The organism is Streptomyces sp. NPDC097129, from assembly GCF_055668065.1.
Genome location: NZ_JBVOQE010000001.1, coordinates 959,840 through 977,398, shown reverse-complemented (window position 1 = coordinate 977,398; position 17,559 = coordinate 959,840). Strand labels below are relative to the sequence as shown.

18 protein-coding genes are annotated in these 17,559 nt (G+C 75.3%); 8 read left to right on the top strand and 10 right to left on the bottom strand.

The window, feature by feature from the left end:
• The first annotated feature begins 13 nt into the window (after positions 1-13).
• A complete protein-coding gene (locus tag AC0B9F_RS04360; RefSeq protein ID WP_471998696.1) occupies positions 14-1,369 on the top strand; it encodes a glycoside hydrolase family 26 protein in 1,356 nt (451 codons plus the stop codon).
• Between the two features lie 3 nt (positions 1,370-1,372).
• Here the strand turns inward: AC0B9F_RS04360 and AC0B9F_RS04355 are convergent, their stop codons facing one another.
• The 8 genes from AC0B9F_RS04355 to AC0B9F_RS04320 are packed head-to-tail and all read right to left on the bottom strand — an operon-like array spanning position 1,373 to position 10,818.
• The gene (locus AC0B9F_RS04355) at positions 1,373-2,473 is read right to left on the bottom strand and encodes a GNAT family N-acetyltransferase (RefSeq protein WP_471998695.1); all 1,101 of its coding nucleotides are present in this window, start codon (positions 2,471-2,473) and stop codon (positions 1,373-1,375) included.
• On the bottom strand, positions 2,470-3,129 hold the full coding sequence (locus tag AC0B9F_RS04350; RefSeq protein ID WP_471998694.1) for a YveK family protein: 660 nt from the start codon (positions 3,127-3,129) through the stop codon (positions 2,470-2,472). The genes AC0B9F_RS04355 and AC0B9F_RS04350 overlap by 4 nt, the downstream gene beginning before the upstream one ends.
• Entirely contained in the window at positions 3,126-4,289 is a 1,164-nt protein-coding gene (locus AC0B9F_RS04345; protein ID WP_471998693.1) for a glycosyltransferase, read from the bottom strand. The genes AC0B9F_RS04350 and AC0B9F_RS04345 overlap by 4 nt, the downstream gene beginning before the upstream one ends.
• Positions 4,286-5,146: a polysaccharide deacetylase family protein gene (locus tag AC0B9F_RS04340; protein WP_471998692.1), complete on the bottom strand. Its 861-nt coding sequence runs from the start codon at positions 5,144-5,146 to the stop codon at positions 4,286-4,288. Before AC0B9F_RS04340 ends, AC0B9F_RS04345 begins: the two co-directional genes overlap by 4 nt.
• Positions 5,130-6,839 carry a lipid II flippase MurJ gene (locus tag AC0B9F_RS04335; RefSeq protein ID WP_471998691.1) on the bottom strand — a complete coding sequence of 570 codons (1,710 nt, stop codon included), beginning with the start codon at positions 6,837-6,839 and terminating at the stop codon, positions 5,130-5,132. Before AC0B9F_RS04335 ends, AC0B9F_RS04340 begins: the two co-directional genes overlap by 17 nt.
• Positions 6,836-8,236 (bottom strand): O-antigen ligase family protein, encoded by a 1,401-nt coding sequence (locus AC0B9F_RS04330; protein ID WP_471998690.1) that lies wholly within the window; start codon positions 8,234-8,236, stop codon positions 6,836-6,838. Before AC0B9F_RS04330 ends, AC0B9F_RS04335 begins: the two co-directional genes overlap by 4 nt.
• 6 nt (positions 8,237-8,242) lie before the next feature.
• Positions 8,243-9,646: a sugar transferase gene (locus AC0B9F_RS04325; RefSeq protein WP_471998689.1), complete on the bottom strand. Its 1,404-nt coding sequence runs from the start codon at positions 9,644-9,646 to the stop codon at positions 8,243-8,245.
• On the bottom strand, positions 9,643-10,818 hold the full coding sequence (locus tag AC0B9F_RS04320) for a glycosyltransferase (RefSeq protein WP_471998688.1): 1,176 nt from the start codon (positions 10,816-10,818) through the stop codon (positions 9,643-9,645). Before AC0B9F_RS04320 ends, AC0B9F_RS04325 begins: the two co-directional genes overlap by 4 nt.
• A gap of 479 nt (positions 10,819-11,297) precedes the next feature.
• Between AC0B9F_RS04320 and AC0B9F_RS04315 the strand changes: the two genes are divergently transcribed.
• From AC0B9F_RS04315 to AC0B9F_RS04285, 7 genes are all read left to right on the top strand, one after another.
• The gene (locus AC0B9F_RS04315) at positions 11,298-11,537 is read left to right on the top strand and encodes a chaplin (protein ID WP_361623094.1); all 240 of its coding nucleotides are present in this window, start codon (positions 11,298-11,300) and stop codon (positions 11,535-11,537) included.
• Between the two features lie 248 nt (positions 11,538-11,785).
• Positions 11,786-12,460, top strand: coding sequence for a hypothetical protein (locus tag AC0B9F_RS04310; RefSeq protein ID WP_471998687.1), 675 nt, complete (start codon positions 11,786-11,788; stop codon positions 12,458-12,460).
• A gap of 197 nt (positions 12,461-12,657) precedes the next feature.
• The gene (locus AC0B9F_RS04305) at positions 12,658-12,945 is read left to right on the top strand and encodes a hypothetical protein (RefSeq protein WP_471998686.1); all 288 of its coding nucleotides are present in this window, start codon (positions 12,658-12,660) and stop codon (positions 12,943-12,945) included.
• 197 nt (positions 12,946-13,142) lie between these two features.
• Complete coding sequence (locus AC0B9F_RS04300) at positions 13,143-13,640, top strand: DUF5949 family protein (RefSeq protein ID WP_471998685.1); 498 nt, start codon at positions 13,143-13,145, stop codon at positions 13,638-13,640.
• Between the two features lie 147 nt (positions 13,641-13,787).
• Positions 13,788-14,297 carry a hypothetical protein gene (locus AC0B9F_RS04295; protein WP_471998684.1) on the top strand — a complete coding sequence of 170 codons (510 nt, stop codon included), beginning with the start codon at positions 13,788-13,790 and terminating at the stop codon, positions 14,295-14,297.
• Positions 14,298-14,519: 222 nt separating this feature from the next.
• Positions 14,520-15,077, top strand: coding sequence for a tyrosinase cofactor (locus AC0B9F_RS04290; RefSeq protein ID WP_471998683.1), 558 nt, complete (start codon positions 14,520-14,522; stop codon positions 15,075-15,077).
• Positions 15,061-15,927: a tyrosinase family protein gene (locus AC0B9F_RS04285; RefSeq protein ID WP_471998682.1), complete on the top strand. Its 867-nt coding sequence runs from the start codon at positions 15,061-15,063 to the stop codon at positions 15,925-15,927. The genes AC0B9F_RS04290 and AC0B9F_RS04285 overlap by 17 nt, the downstream gene beginning before the upstream one ends.
• A gap of 154 nt (positions 15,928-16,081) precedes the next feature.
• Here AC0B9F_RS04285 and AC0B9F_RS04280 read toward each other — a convergent pair whose 3' ends face one another.
• Both AC0B9F_RS04280 and AC0B9F_RS04275 read right to left on the bottom strand, forming a co-directional pair.
• Positions 16,082-16,378 (bottom strand): chaplin, encoded by a 297-nt coding sequence (locus tag AC0B9F_RS04280; RefSeq protein ID WP_471998681.1) that lies wholly within the window; start codon positions 16,376-16,378, stop codon positions 16,082-16,084.
• 185 nt (positions 16,379-16,563) lie between these two features.
• Positions 16,564-17,523, bottom strand: coding sequence for a D-2-hydroxyacid dehydrogenase family protein (locus AC0B9F_RS04275; RefSeq protein ID WP_471998680.1), 960 nt, complete (start codon positions 17,521-17,523; stop codon positions 16,564-16,566).
• Between the last annotated feature and the right edge of the window lie 36 nt (positions 17,524-17,559).

The following is a 17,559-nucleotide window of genomic DNA, read 5'->3' as shown; positions in this document are numbered from 1 at the left end:
GAGAGGAGCAGACATGGCGCCACCCAAGCCACGCGCACGGTGCCGGCGGACGGCGGTCATCGCGGCCGTGGTCGCCGCGTCGGCGGCCCTGGCCCCGGTCCCCGGCTTCGCCGCCGGTCCGACCCGCGCCGGCGACCCGCCGGCTCCCGCTCCCATCACCCCCGCGCCCCCGGCCCCGGCCGCGACCGCGCCGACGCCGTCCTCGGCGACCCCGCACGGCACGACGACCACCACCCCGGCCGCACCCACCCCCGCCTTGCCCGGCGCGCCGAAGAGCCCCGAAGCGGTCGTCCCCGCGTTCGGCGCCTACCTCGACTACGGGCCGCTCGGCGTGGCGCGGATGGCCGCGCTGAGCCAGTGGCTCGGCGGTGCGGAGATCCGCGTCGGCCACACCTATCTGCCCGGCGACCGCTGGCGGAACATCGAGGGGCCGCCCGGCTTCCTCGACGTCTGGGCGGACTGGCGGCGGCAGAAGGCCGACCGGATGCTCGTCCTCAACGTGCCCATGCTGGAGCGCAACGAGGAGGGCGTCCCCGACGCGGAGGTCCGCCGGATGCTGCGGCAGGGCGCCGCCGGGCAGTACGACCACCACTTCCGCCGGCTCGCCGAGCGGCTGGTGCAGCTGAAGGTGCCGGACACCGTGATCGTGCTCGGCTGGGAGATGAACGGCACCACGTACACCCACCGCTGCGGCCCCGACCCGCAGGCGTGGAAGGCGTACTGGCAGCGGATCGTCACCGCCATGCGCTCGGTGCCGGGGCAGCGGTTCCGCTTCGACTTCACCCCGAGCCGCGGCCGGGACGCCGTGCCGTGGACCGAGTGCTACCCCGGTGACGACACGGTCGACATCATCGGCATGGACGCCTACGACCAGCCGTCCGGGATGCCCTTCGCCGAGCAGGTGCGCGAACCCTACGGTCTGCAGGCGCACGCGGACTTCGCCAAGGCCCACCACAAGGCGATCTCGTTCCCGGAGTGGGGCCTGTTCCGCAACGGCGACAACCCGGAGTACATGCGCGGCATGCTCGCCTGGATGGCCGAGCACAAGCCGGTGTACAACACGCTGACCGACTACTGCCCGCACGGCGTCTGGCAGTGCTCCGGCAACCCGCGCGCCGCCCAGGTCTACCGTTCCGTGCTGTCCGGCCAGGGCCACCCCGCCACCCCGCAGCCGACCAAGCCCACCACCCCCACCACGCCCACCGTGCCCACCACGCCCACCGTGCCCACCACGCCGGTCACGCCGAAGCCGTCGACGACGCCGAAGCCGTCCAAGAGCTGTTCGCCGCTGGACCTGGGCGACTGGGTGGAGTACTGGCTCGGCGGGAAGCTGTGCATCAAGGTCGACTGGTGGTCCCGTACCCGATAGGGCTCACCCGCGGCGCCGCAGCAGCTCCCTGGCGCGGCGCCGCGCGGTCACCTCGGCGAGCGCCGCCGCCAGCAGCGGCGCGGTGCGCCGACGGGCCAGCAACAGCCGCTGGTTCACGACCGGTTCGGGCCGCCAGTGCCGCTTGTACGGCTCGTCGCCGCGCAGCAGGCTCAGCGTGCCCTGCCCGCCGGTGTGCTCGGCGCAGGCGTCCAGCAGCATGACCGCGACATCGGCCTTGCGTTCGCGCAGGCCGGGGTGGGCGCCGTACAGATAGCCGCCGGTCAGCCGGGGTGAGCGCAGGGTCAGGTCGACGGCGACCACCTCGCCGTCCAGCAGGAACTCGGTGACCACCGCGTCCCCGGAGCGCACCATCGCCCCGGCCGCGCGCTCCAGGTGGTCGCGGAACCGCGGCCTCAGGTGCTCGCCGGTCACGCCGCGGCCCTGCCACTGCAGCTCGTGCAGCCGCAGCAGGCGCCCCATCGCCTCGGGCACCTGCTCCGCCTCCACGGTCCGGCGCCGCACACCGAGCGCGTCGAGCCTGCGCAGCTTCGCCCGCACCCGCTGCCGCGCCTTCGCCGAGGGCAGCCGCGCCACCAGGTCGGCGAGCGGGACGGCCGGCAGCTCCAGGCACAGGGAGTCCGCGACCCGGCGGCGGGGGCCGGGCCAGCGGTCGTGGATTGCCTGCGCCGCGCCGCCGGGCCGTACCTCACGCAGGTCGATCAGCGCCGTGCGGGCGGCCTTCGCGAGCAGGTCGGTGAGGGCGGTGAGCGCGGCGTCGGCGTGTGCGTCGTCCACGAGCACGTCGCCGTAGTCGGAGACCGCCCCGCCCAGCGGCACCAGCGCGGGCAGCGGCCGGTGCACGCAGGTCAGCGGGGCCGCGGCGACCAGGTCGGCGCCGTGCCGCACCAGCAGCAGCCGCAGCCGGCCGGGACGGCCGTAGGACAGCCACCAGGAGTGCAGCCAGGGGTGGGTCTGGAACGGGGTCGCGGTGGAGCAGCGCCGGTGCAGCCGCGTCCAGGCCGGGCCGAGGGCGGCGAAGGCGGCCTCGTCGGTGACGACCTCGGCGGCGTACGCCGGCGGCGCCTGTGTGGGGGCCAGCGTCACAGCGTTCCCTGCGCGTCGGCGGCCAGGGCCGGGCTCGGCACGGACGCGGGGCGCGTACCGCCGGCGTCCTCGCCCTCGCGGCGCGGGCGGACCAGCAGCGCCAGCCCGCCGAGCAGCCCGCCCGCGCTCGCCCCCACCAGCGTGGTGAGCGCGGCGGAGGCGGAGGACGGCTCGGTCGGCTTCGGCGCGCGGGCGAACTGCTGGAGTTCGACATGGGTGGTGCCCTTGGTGACCTCGGCGTGCCGGGTCAGGGCGCGGGCGACGGCGTTGGCCATGTCGGCGGCCAGGGCGGGCCGGGAGGAGGTGGCGGTGACGGAGACCATGGGGGCGTCCGGGGAGGTCGCCGTGCGCACGCTGTCCTGCAGCTCCGTCACGGGCACCCCGGCCGCCACCTGGGCGTCGCCGAGCACCGCGAGCTGGGTGGCGACCCGGCCGTAGGCCTGCGCGAAACCGAGCGCGGACGCCGGGTCGGCCTTGTCGGTGGGGACGGCGACGACGTACGCGGTGGCCGTGTACTGGGCGGGCGTCAGCACGCCGTACGCCCCGCCGGCCAGGGCGCCGGTCAGCGCGCCGGCCGCGAGCAGCGCCCACGGCGGCAGCGCCCGGGTCCGGGCGAGGAGGGGGCGGCGGTGGGCGCGGGCGGGGGTGTCGGTCATGACATGCCGGCTTTCTGCGCGGGTGGGGTGGGTGACGGGGCGAACGGGGCGGTGAGGGCGGCCGTGTACACGTCCATGAGCCGGGCGGCGCTGCGGCCGATGGCGTAGTGGCGGGCGGCCTCCGGGACGGTGCGCGGCGCCGGTCCGAGAGCGCGGACCTCGGCGATGGCCGCGGCGAACTCCTGGGAGCCGCCCGTGACCCGGCGGGCGCCGGCCGCGGTGTGCGGGGGCAGGTCCTCCAGGGCCGGGCAGGAGGCGTACAGCACGGGCAGCCCCGAGGCGAGGCCCTCGACGACGGCCAGGCCGAACGCCTCCTCCGCGGACGGGGAGACCAGTACGTCCATCGCGCAGGCCAGCGACGGCAGGTCGGGGCCCGGGCCGCCGTCGGGCAGGGCGGGCCGCTCACCGGTGAACAGCACCCGGTCGGCGACGCCGGCCTCCCGCGCGGCGCGGCGCAGCGACGGCTCCTGCGGGCCGCCGCCGACCAGCAGCAGCCGGCAGTCTCCGGGCAGGCGGGCGAGCGCGCGGATCAGGACGTCGAAGCGTTTGCCGGGGGCGAGCCGCCCGATGCCGCCGACGACGTAGGCGTCCTCCGGCAGGCCCAGGTACCGGCGGGTGTCCAGGCGCCGCAGCGGGTCGAAACGGAAGCGGTCCACGTCGATGCCGTTGGGGACGACCGTGACCCGGGAGGCGGGCACGCCCCAGCGGCCGAGCCGGGCGGCGACCGTCGCGGAGACGGCGACGGTCGCCGCGCCGAGGCGCTCGCCGGCCAGGTACAGCGCGCGCACCCCGGAGGACAGCGGGCGGCCCTCGATCTGCGTGTCGCCGAGGGAGTGCTCGGTGGCGACGACCGCCCGCACCCCGGCGAGGCGCGCGGCGAGCCGGCCGTACAGGCAGGCCCGGTACAGGTGGGTGTGGACGAGGTCGTAGCCGCCCGCGCGGATCACCTTCACCAGGCGGGGCAGCGCGGCCAGGTCGCGGTTGCCGGCCATGGCGAGGTCGATGACGCGTACCCCGTCGGCGACCAGTCCCGCGGCGACCGGGCCGGGGTTGGTGAGGGTGACGACGTCGCAGTCGACGGGCAGGTGCCGCAGCAGCAGCCGCAGTTGCTGCTCGGCGCCGCCGACGCCGAGGCCGGTGATGATGTGCAGGGCTTTCATCGTGCTCCTTCCCGGCGCGGGGCCGGCGCACCCTTCGCACCTGGCGCACCCGGCGCGCCCTTCGCACCCGGCGCGCCCTTCGCACCCGGCGCACTCTGCGCGCCCTGCGCGAGCGGGCGGCGGCGCAGGCGGTGCAGCCGGTGTTTGAGGAAGAGCCGCACGGCGGTGTCGCGCTGGTCGACGTGGACGCGGGGCAGGGCGTGCGGGCCGGTCAGCGCCCCCGGGTCGATGGCGCAGGCGTAGGCGTATCCGGCGTCCCGTACGGCGGCCACCGCGCGGTCGTCGACGGCGCCGTAGGGGTAGCAGAAGCCGCGCACCTCCCGGCCGGTGACCTCGGTGAGCAGGGCACGGCTCGCGGTGGTCTCGGCGCGCAGCGTCACCTCGTCGGCGCGGGTGAGGTCGACGTGGGTCAGGCCGTGCGAGCCGATCTCCACGCCGGCGGCCGCCGCGCGCCGCACCCCGTCGGCGGTCAGCAGCGGCTTGCGCGGGCCGAGCGGGTCCCAGTCGTTGTCGCCGCCGAGCCGGCCGGGCAGCACGAACAGCGTGGCGCCGAAGCCGAAGCGGCGCAGCAGCGGCAGGGCGTGGTCGACGAAGTCTGCGTAGCCGTCGTCGAAGGTGAGCCCGACCAGGCCGCGGCCGGCGCCGCGGGCGCGGGCGGCGAGCAGGTCGGCCAGGGACACCCCGCGCAGCCCGTGCCGGCGCAGCCAGCGGAACTGCGCGGCGAGCCGGTCGGGGGTGACCGTGATGCGGTAGGGGTCGTCCCGGCTCTCGTGCACCGAGTGGTACATCGCGACCCAGGGGAACGGGCCCGGTCCGACGCGGGCGACCCGGGGGGAGTGCTCAACGGGTGCGGCCATGCGTGATCCTCCGTGTGACGGTTCGTACGGAGCGGAGTGCGGGAGCGCAGCCCTCGGCGCCCAGGGCCAGACAGAGCAGGAAGAAGACACCGGCGACGGTCGCGCCGCCCGCCGCCAGGCCGGCCACCGCCGACCCCGGGCGGCTCGCCGCGAACGCCCCGGCCGCCGTCGCGGCCACCGCCGCCGTGAGCGGCCGGGTCAGCTCCCGCAGCACGCGCGGCACGCGGACCGGGACACCGCGGGCGCCGGCCCGCGCGAGCAGCAGCGCCGCGGTCACGGTGATGCCGCAGGCGTTCGCCGCGGCGATGCCGCGCACCCCCCAGGGGCCCACGGTTGCCGCGCCCAGCCAGCAGGTCACGGTGATCCCGGCGGCCATCGCGGCGAGGGGGTACCAGGTGGCGCGGCCCGCCGAGAAGTAGGCGCGCACCAGCACGCCGACCAGGGTCTGGCCGAGCAGCCCGAGCGCGTACACCCGCATCACACCGGCCGTCGCCGCCGTGTCGTGCGCGGTGAACGCGCCGCGCTGGAAGAGGAGTTCGACCAGCTGCGGGGCGCACGCCCAGACGGCCGCGGTGCCGGCCAGCACCAGGCAGGTGGCCGTCGCCAGGTCCCGTTCCACCCGGCCGCGGGCCCGCTCGGTGTCGCCGTCGGCCAGCGCGCGGGCCACCACCGGGAAGGTGACCGTGCACAGCATCACCGACAGCGTCATCGGGATCTGCGCGACCTTCTGCGCGTAGTTGAGGTGCGAGATCGCCCCGGCCGGGAGCGTGGAGCCGAGATACCGCTCGACGAGCACCTGCGACTGCCGGCACAGCGCGAACAGCAGCACGCTGCCGAGCAGCGCCAGTGCCATCGGCTGCGCCGCGGCCACCTGACCGCCGGGCACCTGCGGAACACCGTACCGCCGCAACTGACGTACCAACGACGGCAGTTGTACGACGACCATGAGGCAGCCGCCGACCGCGACGCCGAGCGCGGCCGCCCGCACCCCGAGCCGGCCGCCGAGCAGCGGCATCACGGTGATGATGCCGGCGTTGTAGGCCACGTAGATCGCCGCCGGAGCGGTGAAGCGGCGGTGCGCCCGCAGCAGGGCGCTGCAGTACCCGGCGAGCCCGAAGCTGAGTACACAGGTCGCCGTCAGCCGGGTGCAGTCCGCGGCGAGCGCCGGGTCGGGCAGGCCGGGCGCGAGGGCCTCGACGACCTGGGGCGCGGTGACGATCAGCAGCGCGCCGACCGCCGCGAAGGCGAGCGCGAGCCGGGGCAGCGTGGCGGCGAGCAGCGCGCGCACCGGGTCGCCGGGCGCACCCCGCGCCCGCCGCGCCAGCGCCACGCTGAACGCCGGCACCAGCGCGAACGCCAGCCCGTCCTCGATGAGCAGCGTCGCCGCGAACTCCGGCACGGTCCAGGCGACGAGGAACGCGTCCGTGCCGCTGCCCGCGCCGAACAGCCGCGCCAGCGCCTGGTCCCGCACCAGCCCGAGCAGCGCCCCGGCGATGGACAGGGCCGCGGTGACGAGCGCGGCGCGGGCGAGGAAACGGGCGGAGACGGGGGCGAGGTGGTCGGCGGCCGGGTTGGGGGGAGCCGACGCGGGCGCGGGCAGGGGAACGGCGGGCGCCGGGGACGCCGGCGGGCGGGCGTCGCCTGCCGGGGCCGGCGGATCGGTGCGGGGGGCACCGGGAGGGGTCACCGTCATCGTGAGGTCTCCCCGCGACCGGCGATCTCCCCGCGAAAGGGGATCTCCCCGCGACCTGTGGTCTCCCCGCGACCGGTGATCTCCCCGCGAAGGGGGATCTCCCCGCGACCGGTGGTCTCCGCCAGCGCCCACCACGCCGTAAGACCCAGGCACACCGCGGTCAGGACCGTCGAGGGGCCGCCGATGTCGGCGTACACGAAGTCGACGAGCTGCCACAGCAGCAGCCCGCAGGCGATCAGCGCGCAGTCGAGGGCCGGGCCCGCGTGCCGCCGGGTGCGCACCAGTCCGAGCAGGGCGCGCACCAGCAGCGCCAGCCAGCCGCCGGCCAGGGCGAGCAGACCGATCAGGCCCTGTTCGCTCAGCACCAGCAGGTACATGTTGTGCGGCGACAGCAGCGGCTGCCGGCGGAAGGCCGCGCCCGCGCCCTCGGTGTCGCTGCCGGAGGACAGCGCGAGGGAGGCGTGCGCGTCGCGGTGTTCCGGGAAGCCCTTCAACCCGACGCCGGTCAGCGGCTGTTCGCGCCACATGTCCACGGCGGCCGCCCACAGGGTGTACCGGTCGGTCACCGACTGGTCCGGCGCGTCCGTGACCCGGGTGATGCTGCTGATCCGCTCCTGCAGCATCGCCGAACCGACACCGAGCCCGCCCACCAGGACCACGCCCGCGGCCACCACGGCCGCCGTCACCTTCAGCGCCCGCCGCACCCCGGCCAGCACCAGCTGTACGGCGCAGGTCACGGCGGTCGCGATCCAGGCGCCCCGGCTGAAGGACACCGCGAGCGGCAGCAGCAGGGCCACGGCGCACACGGCGGCGGCCGTCCGGCGCCGTACGTCCGCGTGGCCGAGCGCGAGGCCGACGGCGGTCACCAGGCCGAGGGAGACCACCGTGGCCATGCCCATCACGTCCTGCGGGCCGAACGTGCCGACCGCGCGGACGTCCTCGCCCTGGTAGGAGGCGCCGGTCGCGGTGACGTACTGCTGCACCCCCACCGCCCCCTGCCACAGGGCGAGCCCGACCAGCGCCCAGGCGAGCAGCCGCGCGTCGCGCCGGTCGCGGATCAGCAGCAGGACCGCGGCCGGGACCAGGACGAAGATCTGCAGGTAGCGGCCGAGCCCAGTGATCCCGGCGCCGGGCGACGCCGCGTGCAGCGCCGCCAGCGCCACCCCGGCCACCGGCAGCGCGAGGACCACGGCGGCGGTACGGGAAAGGGGGCGGCGGCGCTGCCGCAGCAGCCGTACGACGCACACCAGGACCACCAGCGCCGACACCGCGTCGGCGGGGCCCGCGCCGCCCTCGGCGTCCGGGTTCTGGGGCAGGGCGAGCAGGGCGAGCACGGCCACCACCGCCCACACCGGTGACTTCGGCGGGCGCAGCGGCTGCGGCAGGGCGAGGCTCATGGGGTGTCAGCTCCCGCTCGGGCGCAGCAGCGCGGCCGCGGTGCGCAGCAGGATGCACACGTCCTGCCACAGCGACCAGTTGTCGATGTAGGCGTTGTCGAAGCGGGCCCGGTCCTCGATGGAGGTGTCGCCGCGCAACCCGCTGATCTGGGCGAGTCCGGTCAGACCGGCCGGCATGCGGTGACGGGCCGCGTAGCCGGGGTGGGTCTGGCTGAACCGGGCCACGAAGTAGGGGCGTTCGGGACGCGGCCCGACCAGGCTCATGTCGCCGCGGAAGACGTTCCACAACTGCGGCAGCTCGTCGAGGGAGGTGCGGCGCAGGAACCGGCAGAACGGGCGCATCTGCCCGTCGCCGGCCACGCTCCAGCGGGTGGCGGACTCGTGCGCGTCGGCGGGGCGGTGGGTGCGGAACTTCAGCAGCGTGAAGGGCCGCCCGTCCTTGCCGATCCGCTCCTGCCGGAACAGCACACCGGGCCCGCCGGTGATCCGCAGCACGGCCGCGCACACCAGCAGCACCGGGCCGGCCGGCACCAGCAGCGCCCCGGCGACGACGACGTCCAGCAGCCGCTTGCCCGGGCTCGTCCTGGGGGCGCCCGACCGGAGCCGCCGGCAGGCGAACCCGGCGAGCTGGTCCCGCGAGGCGTACGACGGAGAGTCCGCGTCGAGTTCCCACACCGTGCAGCCCGACTCGGCGAGGGCCCGCAGCAGCGGACCCTGGGGTGAGCGCAGCGCCGGGTGGACGGCGAGGACGTCCCGCACCCCGTTCTGGATGAGCGCCCGCTGCACCTCCTCGCCGGTGGTGAGCACGGGCAGGCCGTCGGCGCCCTCGGGGTGTTCGGCGACCACGCCCACCGGGCGCACCCCGCAGCGCGGGTGGCGCAGCACGGCGGCGGCCACCCGCTGCGCGGCCGGCGCGGCGCCGACGACGAGGGCCGGGCGGGGGCGGCGCAGCAGCGCGGTCCGGCGCCGCCAGTGCACCGTGCCGCGGGTGGCGCAGGCGGCCGCCGACTGCACCGCCACACCGAGCAGCAGGGCGTGGGCGGACAGCGCGTGCTCGGGGCGGTACGCGGCGACGGCGGCGGCGAGCACCAGCCAGCCCACCGCGATCCGGCCGCACACGGCGGGCAGTTCGTCCAGCACCCCGGTCACCGGCCGCGGGGCGCGCGGACGCAGCAGCAGCGTCGCGGCGACCAGGGCGGCGGTCAGAAGCAGGTGCTGGTGTGCCCCGGTGAGGGCGAGCGCGCCGGCGGGTGCGGCGAGCGCGTCGGCGGCGAGCAGCGGCAGCGGCGAGGGCGGCCGCGCGGGCGGCCGGCGCGGCGGGATCCGGAAGCCGTCGGCAGGTCGCGGCCTGACCGCGACGGGCGCGTAGGGCGGCGCGCCGGGCGGGGGAACGGTGCTTTCCGCGGTCACGAGTGGATGGACTCCCTGCACTCGGAGGGCACGACGCGGGATGCGGGCGGGCCGTCGAGCAGCGCGCGGTAGACGTCCGCGAGCGCCTCGGCGGTGTGCCGCACGTCGTGCGTGGACAGGACGTGACGGCGTCCCAGCCGGCCGAGCGACACGCGCAGCGACGCGTCGCGCAGCAGCCCGGTGACGGCGCCGGCCAGCGCCGCCGGGTCCGCGGGGGGCACCAGGCCGGGTCCGGCGAGCGCGGGCGGCAGGCTCTCGCGGGCGCCGTCCACGTCGGTGACCACCACGGGCCGTGCGCAGGCCATCGCCTCCAGCGGGGCCAGCGCCATGCCCTCCCAGCGCGAGGGCAGCACCACCAGGTCGGCGGCCCGGTACCAGGGCGCGGGGTCGCGGACCGCGCCCGGGAACAGCACGGACCGCGGGGCATGGGCGCGTAAGGAATCACGCTCGGGCCCGTCCCCGACCAACGCCAGCCGGGCGTGCGGGACTTGACGGGCCACGGTGTCCCACGCGTCGAGCAGGACGTCCTGGCCCTTCTGCCGGCACAGCCGTCCCACACACACCACGAGCGGCCCCGCCGCCTCCGCGCCCGGCAGCAGCTCGGCCCGCGCGCGGGCCGCGTCGCCCGGCCGGAAGCGGCCGGGGTCGATGCCGTTGGGCACCACGGACCAGCGCCCGCGCACTCCGGCGCGCTCACCCCGCGCGCGCTCCGCCTCGCTCACGCACACCACCGCGGGCGCCCAGCGCGCCCCCCACCGCTCCCAGGCCAGCGACAGCGCGCCAACCGGCCCGCCGACCGCCTCGAACGACCAGGCGTGCGGCTGGAACACGGTCGGGACGCGCCCCCGCACGGCCAGCCGCCCGGCGAGCCCCGCCTTCGCGCTGTGCAGATGCACCAGGTCGGGGCGTACGTCCGCCACCAGCCGCGCGAGACGCCGTACTTCCGCGGTGAGACCGGGACCGGGCGAGCGGGTGGCGGACCAGGGCCGCACCTGCGCGCCGAGAGTGCGCAGTACGGCGGTGAGGGGGCCGTCGGGACAGGCGACCGCCACGTCGAGGCCGGCGCCGAGCTGGGCGCGGGCCAGGTCGGTCACGACCCGGGCGACCCCGCCGTCCACGGGCTGGGTGACATGCAGGACCCGGACCTGAGGGGCGGTGGCTTGCTGGTGCATGGCGCGGTTTCCTCGCTCACGGATGGTCCTCGTCACGGGCGGGAACGCGTCTGCTGCCGGTCGTCGACGGCGGCGAGGAGCGCGTCGGCCCACGCCGCGTCCCGCTGGGAAACGAGCCGGGAGGCCGGCTGGTCACCACCGCGCCGCAACCCCTTGGCCAGATCGAACGCATGGGCGGTCCTGTTCGCACAGGTGGTCGGAGGACTCCCCTGTCCGAGGTGTCCCTTCGCGGCCCCGACCGGTCCTCGGCCGGCCCGTGGCCGGCCCCTTGGCCGGCGCCTCTTCCGGTGCCCCGGAGGTCCGCAACTCTAGTTGCCAACCGGACTAATCCGGCGAAACCCGGCAAGTGTGTCGGAATGGTGAAGCCGGGAGGCGGCCGCATCACCCCATTGGCGGCACAACTCCCGGCGGCGCCACGCGTTGACACAACGCCGGGCAATCGCCCGAGTGTTTTGTTTCAACCCAAGGAGCACCTCTCCATGTCGCGTATCGCGAAGGGCCTGGTCCTGACCTCCGCCGCCGTCGCGGCCGTCGCCGGTGGTGCCGGCGTGGCCGCCGCCGACGCCGGCGCGGGTGCCGCCGCTCACGGTTCGCCCGGCGTCATCTCGGGCAACGTCGTCCAGGTTCCGATCCACATCCCGGTCAACGTCTGCGGCAACACCGTCGACATCATCGGTCTGCTGAACCCGGCTTTCGGCAACACCTGCGTCAACGACTGACGTCGTACGCATCTGACCGGCCGCCCTTCCTTAGAGGAAGGGCGGCCGGTCCGCGTGTGTGACCCGAACGGGGGATGCGGTGGTGCCGTGCGTGCCGGGGCTCGGCCCGGCCGTCCGGGCCGTCTCACCAGGGCGGACGGCGGTGCTGCGGAGAACGTGCGATCACCGCGCGGATTCGATCGGTTGCGCGATGTGACGGGCGCTCGCACGGTGGGCTCAAGGCCCTTCGCACATCGAAAGGAACCCCCATGCGTGGTCTGTCCGTCCGGCGTGTCGCGTCCACCGCGCTCTGCGCCACCCTCGCCCTCGGCATCGCCGCCCCCTCCGCCCTGGCGGCCGACGCCGCCCACGGGGACCACCGTGCGGCGTCCCGGGCGCCCGCCCCCGACGCGGACAGCGTGCTCGACCAGGTGGCGGGCCTGGGCGACCTCGGCGCGCTGCTCAAGCCGGTCACCGACCTGCTCGGCAACCTCCTCGGCACCGGCGCCGGCCAGCTCGGCGCCGACGACGCGGCCGACCTCACCGACTCCGTCCAGGACGCACTCGCAAACGTCCAGGCGAACCTGCCGTCGGCATCGACCGCCACGGTCACCACCACGCCGGGCACGGCCACCACGCCGAGTACGGCCACCACCCCGGCCGCCCCCGCGACGACCGCCTCCGGGAACACGGACGCCGCTCTCGCCGACCTGCAGAAGGCCGTCGACGCCCTGGTCAAGGCCACCAGCTCCACCGACAGTTCCCAGATGGGCCCCGCCACGAACGGCCTCGTGACCGGCGTCGTCAACCTCGTCAACGCCACGCTGAAGGACAACGGCGTGTCCACGTCCGGCGTGAGCGGGCTGACCGACGTGCCGGCCGCTGCGACGGCCTCCACGCTTCCGGCGCCCCTGCCGCTGACGCCCGCGCCGTCGGCGTCGTGAGTGACCGACCGGTCGGCGAAATTCCAGAGATCTCATACGACGTTGAGAAACGCCGATGAGACACACCCTCCTTCCGGGTGGGATTCCGGGTGCGCTGCAGAAGTTTCTGCGCACCTGGTTTCCGCGTCCGGCACGAATCGTTAGGCAGGGCGACACAATTCCCTGAGGCGATCTTCGTTGCCGAGGAAAGGAACACGATGAAGTCCCTGAAGGCCGCAGCGGTCGTTGCCGGTTCGATGGTCCTCGCGGGTGCCGCCGCGCCCGCGTTCGCCCACACCACCTCGGACCTCACGCCGACCAGCCTCAACGGCGCGGTGAACTCCCTCACCAAGGGTCCCATCGAAACCAGCGACCTCATGCCGCTCAAGCACCAGTCGGACGCGCTGGACACCGAGAAGAAGGACTCCGTGCTCAACACGGTGAAGGGCGCCACCGCCACCGTGAACAAGAGCGGCCTGCTCGGCGGCCTGCCGCTGGGCGGCTGAGCACAGCCCGTCGTCGAGGGCCGGTTCCGGCGGGCCGGGTGCGAGCGCACCCGCCCGCACGGGGAACCGGCCCTCGGTCATGTCCGCGAGGTGCTGTTCGAGGCGGTTCCCTCGATCGTGTGGAGCGCCCGCCGCCCGTCGTCCGGTCGAGTGAGCGCGGGCCGGGCGGGGCCGGCGCCCGCCGATATGGTCGCGCGGTGACCTCAACCTCAAGCGAAGCCCCGTTCCGCGCAGCAGACCTGGGCACTCTCGTGATGATGCCCTGGAGCGGTGAGGCGCCCGACGGCGCCGACATGCCCTACCTCCTCGTCTACTCCCTCGGCGACACCGCCGACGGCCCCGAGGGGACGGCCGCCGCGGTGGAGCGGCTGCTCCGCGACAACGGCCTGCCCGTCGGCGGCGACCTGGTCGACGGCAACGCCCGGCCCAGCCTGCCGGTCACCCTGCTCGTCGAGTCCGGCGCCGCCGTCGTCACCCTGCACCCACTCGTCGCGCAGTGCGCCCCGCCGCCCGAGTGGCTCGCCGCGGCCGCCGAGCGCGGCTACGCCTACCTGGTGTTCACCACGCGCGCGTGGCCCGAGGCCGAGCCCGGCAAGGCCGTCGAACCGGAGGCCCTCGCGGAGTTCGCCGGTGCCGAGGAGACCCTCCAGGCCGCCGCGCACATCGTCCTTCCGGCACGCAGCGTGCGCCGCTGACACGGGCGCGGGACATGCGAGCGGGCTGACCCTTACCCGGTCCTACTACTGCGGCAGCCGGGCGAATTGTGCGCTGGTCGCGAATTCCGGCTCGTTGAGAGGTACGCACGCTCAGCCCCCGAACTCGTGAAAGGGCCCCCACCCGAAATGAAGTCGACCACCCGAGGAACCCTCGCCGCCGTGCTCACCTGCGTGGCCGCCGCGGCCGGCGCCGCCCCCGCCGCCGCGGTGGACGCGATCCCCGTCCCCGTGCCGCTGAAGGGCGCGGAGAAGGCCCTGCACATGGAGCTGCCCGAGGTGGGCGGCGAACTGCCGCTGCCGAAGCCCGGCTCGCCCGAGGGCCCGCGCTACGTCGAGGGCCGCCTGCTGCCCGAGCGGATGCTCCCGCAGCTTCCGCTCGGGGCCGGACTGCCCGGCGCCGGCCTGCGCGCGCCGCTGCCGCACCTCCTCGGTGACGACTTCGACCACCTCGGCCTCGACGCGCCCGCCTCCGACCTGCGCACGCTCGGCCCGGGTCTGAACCTGGACGCCCCGCTCACCGCGCCGCGCCCCGGCCGGTTCGGCCTCCCGGAGCCGAAGCTTCCGGAGGTCGGCGTGATCACTCCGGTGCTGCAGACGGTGCCGCGGGCGGGGCTGGGGCTGGGCCCCGGCCTGTAGCGCGCGGGGCAGGCCCGGGGCGCGGCGGCCCCGGCCCCCTGCCGCACGAGGCGTTCCCCGGGGCCCGGCGCCGTGCCGTACGCGTGTCGTATGAGCCGGATGGGCGCTGCGTGGTGACCCGGGCGGGTGCCGGGCGGTTAGCGGTGTCGACACAGCGGAGCGGAGCTGCGGCCGCCCGGGACGCGGAGTCGACGGCAGCCCGCAGCGGACGAGGAGCACAGCATGGTCGTGAGCGTCGGCCCGGTGACGGTGAACGGCGAGGGGGCGGCGGCACCGGCCAGACCGGGGCCCGTGCACGGCACGCGGCGGGAGATGCTGCGCGGACTGCTCGTGCCGGGGATCGCGCTGGCGTTCACCCCGGCACTGGCCGCGTGGCCGCGGCACGCGGCGGACGGCGGCGAGGACACCGGGTTCGACGAGACCTACCGCGGCCGGCGCATCCAGGGTGTGAAGGTCACCGGTGCGCGCACCCTCGACACCGGCCAGTGGCAGGTCACCGTCGACGGGCGCCCGCTGCACCTGATGCGCCGGGCCGACGGCACCTGGCTGAGCATGGTCGACCACTACCGGTCGTATCCCACACCGCTGGAGGCGACCCGCGCCGCGGTCGACGCCCTCGGCCCCGGCCAGCACCTGCGCGCGACCCCCCTGAGCCACGGGGGCCACGGCGGTGGCCCGGACGGTGGTCAGGACGGTCAGGTCGGCTCGGCCGGACCCGGGGAGCCCGGCGAGCACGGCGGGCATGACGACATGGGGGGAGACCATGGCGTACACGCGTAAGGACGTCAGCACGCTGACCGCCGCCGAGAAGCGGCGGTTCGTGCGCGCGCTGCTGGAGCTCAAACGGCGCGGCGAGTACGACGACTTCGTGCGGATGCACATCGAGTACTACACGTCCGACGGCGAGGACGGCCTGCGTACCGCACACATGGCGCCGTCGTTCCTGCCCTGGCACCGCAAGTTCGTGCTGGAACTGGAGCGGGCGCTGCGCCGGATCGACGACTCGGTGACCGTGCCGTACTGGGACTGGACGCGCGACCGCAGCACCCGGTCCGTGCCGTGGAGCGACGACCTGCTCGGCGGCAACGGGCGCAGCTATGACCAGCAGGTGACGACCGGGCCGTTCGCCTACCGCGAGGGCAACTGGACGATCAAGGAGAACGTCACCGACGGCCGGTTCCTCACCCGCGACCTGGGCCGGGCCCGCGACCCCCTGGAGCTGCCGACGCGCACCGAGCTGGAGGCGGCGCTGAACGACCCGGTGTACGACGTCTCGCCGTGGGACTCCACGGTCACCCGCGGCTTCCGCAACAAGCTGGAAGGGTGGGGCACCGGCCGGGGCAGCGCCTCGTGGCACACCCACAACCGGGTGCACCGCTGGGTGGGCGGCGTGATGCTGGGCGGCGCGTCCGTCAACGACCCGGTCTTCTGGCTGCATCACGCCTTCATCGACCTGCAGTGGACGCGCTGGCAGCAGCGGCACCCGGGCGCGGCCTACCAGCCGGAACGTCCGCCGGCCCGGGGCACCCCGCAGCACGGCAGGGTGGTGGCACGGTACGAGAAGCTGCCGCCGTGGGACGTGACGCCGGACTCGCTGCGGGACGTCAGCCGCATTTACCGGTACGGCTGAGGCGTACGTCTTGTGGCACCCGTCGTGTGGCATACGTCGTGTGGCAGACGTCGTTTGGCATACGACGTGTTGCGTGCCGGACGCGGGGAGAGCCCCGGCGCTCGAGGTGCCGGGGCTCTCGGAATGACTCTCGGGGAAGCGAGGTGAGGCGACGTCAGTTGCCGTAGCCGTTGCTGCCGCCCTTGCCGTCGTCGTCGTGGCCGCCGTGGTCGCTGACGTTGGCGCAGGTGTTGCCGAACGCCGGGTTGAGCAGGGCGATCACGTTGACGGTGTTCCCGCACACGTTGATCGGGACGTGGATCGGGACCTGGACGACGTTGCCCGAGATGACACCCGGCGAGTCGACCGCGGCGGCACCCGCGCCCGCGTCCGCCATGGCCAGACCGGCTCCGCTGAGCACCATGGCACCCGTACCGAGCGTGGCGGCGGCCGCCTTCGCGATGCGAGACATCACATCTCCTTCTGAATCGGTGAGCACGGCGGCGGATCGCCCGCCGCACTGTCCGTTCAACGCGGCCGCTGACGGGGAGTCACGGCGTTTCCGCCTCCGTCACCCTTTTTGAACAGGGAGTTCCGGCGGACGGACGAGGACCTGGGGGTCACGGGCGGGGATGACCGGCGGGGGAAGGCGCGCGGTCACGGCAGAAGACGTACGGGCGAGCCGGCCAGGTAGGCCTCGATGTTCTCCACCGCCTGGCCGTAGTACGTGCGGTAGTTGGCCCGCGAGACATAGCCCAGGTGGGGCGTGGCGAGCAGGCGGGGAGCCGTGCGCATCGGGTGGCCGGGCGGCAGCGGCTCGACATCGAAGACATCGACGCCGACGCCGGCGATACGGCCCTCACGCAGGGCGGCGAGCAGCGCGTCCTGGTCGACGAGGGCCGAGCGGGAGGTGTTGATCAGGTAGGCGGTCGGCTTGAGCAGGGCGAGTTCGGCGGCGCCGAGCAGGCCGCGGGTGCGCTCGCTCAGCGCGAGGTGGACGGAGACGAAGTCGCTGCCGGTGAGCAGCTCCTCCTTGGAGGCGGCGCGTTCGACGCCGACCTCGTCGGCGCGCTCCTGGGTGAGGTTGTGGCTCCAGGCGCTGACCCGCATGCCGAACGCCAGCCCGACCTGGGCGACACGGCTGCCGATCTTGCCGAGCCCGAGCAGGCCGAGCCGGCTGCCGTGCAGGTCGGCGCCGACGGTGGACTGCCAGGGCCCGCCGGAGCGCAGGGCGCCGTTCTCCTCGACGATGCCTCGGGCGAGGCCGAGGAGCAGCGCCCAGGTCAGTTCGACGGGCGGGGTGGAGGAGCTGGTGGTGCCGCACACGGTGACGCCCTGCGCGGTGGCCGCGGCGTAGTCGATGACGCTGTTGCGCATGCCGGAGGCGATCAGCAGCCGGAGCCTGGGCAGGCGGGTGAGGACGGAGGCCGGGAAGGGGACGCGTTCGCGCAGGGTGACGACGATGTCGAAGTCGGCCAGGGCGGCGGCGAGAGCGTCCTCGTCGGTGAAGTGCGTGTCGAAGGAGACGACCTCGACCCGGTCGGCGACCGGTGACCAGTCGGCGAGGTCGGTGGCCACGTTCTGGAAGTCGTCGAGCACGGCGCAGCGCAGGGGCACGGTGGTGTCCGATCAGGGTGTCGGGATCTCGGGGTG

Coding starts and splice junctions, on each gene's coding strand:
- AC0B9F_RS04360 (WP_471998696.1), top strand. CDS start 14: ATGGCGCCACCCAAGCCACGCGCACGGTGCCGGCGGACGGCGGTCATC.
- AC0B9F_RS04350 (WP_471998694.1), bottom strand. CDS start 3,129: ATGACCGACACCCCCGCCCGCGCCCACCGCCGCCCCCTCCTCGCCCGG.
- AC0B9F_RS04345 (WP_471998693.1), bottom strand. CDS start 4,289: ATGAAAGCCCTGCACATCATCACCGGCCTCGGCGTCGGCGGCGCCGAG.
- AC0B9F_RS04340 (WP_471998692.1), bottom strand. CDS start 5,146: ATGGCCGCACCCGTTGAGCACTCCCCCCGGGTCGCCCGCGTCGGACCG.
- AC0B9F_RS04335 (WP_471998691.1), bottom strand. CDS start 6,839: ATGACGGTGACCCCTCCCGGTGCCCCCCGCACCGATCCGCCGGCCCCG.
- AC0B9F_RS04330 (WP_471998690.1), bottom strand. CDS start 8,236: ATGAGCCTCGCCCTGCCGCAGCCGCTGCGCCCGCCGAAGTCACCGGTG.
- AC0B9F_RS04320 (WP_471998688.1), bottom strand. CDS start 10,818: ATGCACCAGCAAGCCACCGCCCCTCAGGTCCGGGTCCTGCATGTCACC.
- AC0B9F_RS04315 (WP_361623094.1), top strand. CDS start 11,298: ATGTCGCGTATCGCGAAGGGCCTGGTCCTGACCTCCGCCGCCGTCGCG.
- AC0B9F_RS04310 (WP_471998687.1), top strand. CDS start 11,786: ATGCGTGGTCTGTCCGTCCGGCGTGTCGCGTCCACCGCGCTCTGCGCC.
- AC0B9F_RS04305 (WP_471998686.1), top strand. CDS start 12,658: ATGAAGTCCCTGAAGGCCGCAGCGGTCGTTGCCGGTTCGATGGTCCTC.
- AC0B9F_RS04295 (WP_471998684.1), top strand. CDS start 13,788: ATGAAGTCGACCACCCGAGGAACCCTCGCCGCCGTGCTCACCTGCGTG.
- AC0B9F_RS04290 (WP_471998683.1), top strand. CDS start 14,520: ATGGTCGTGAGCGTCGGCCCGGTGACGGTGAACGGCGAGGGGGCGGCG.
- AC0B9F_RS04285 (WP_471998682.1), top strand. CDS start 15,061: ATGGCGTACACGCGTAAGGACGTCAGCACGCTGACCGCCGCCGAGAAG.
- AC0B9F_RS04280 (WP_471998681.1), bottom strand. CDS start 16,378: ATGTCTCGCATCGCGAAGGCGGCCGCCGCCACGCTCGGTACGGGTGCC.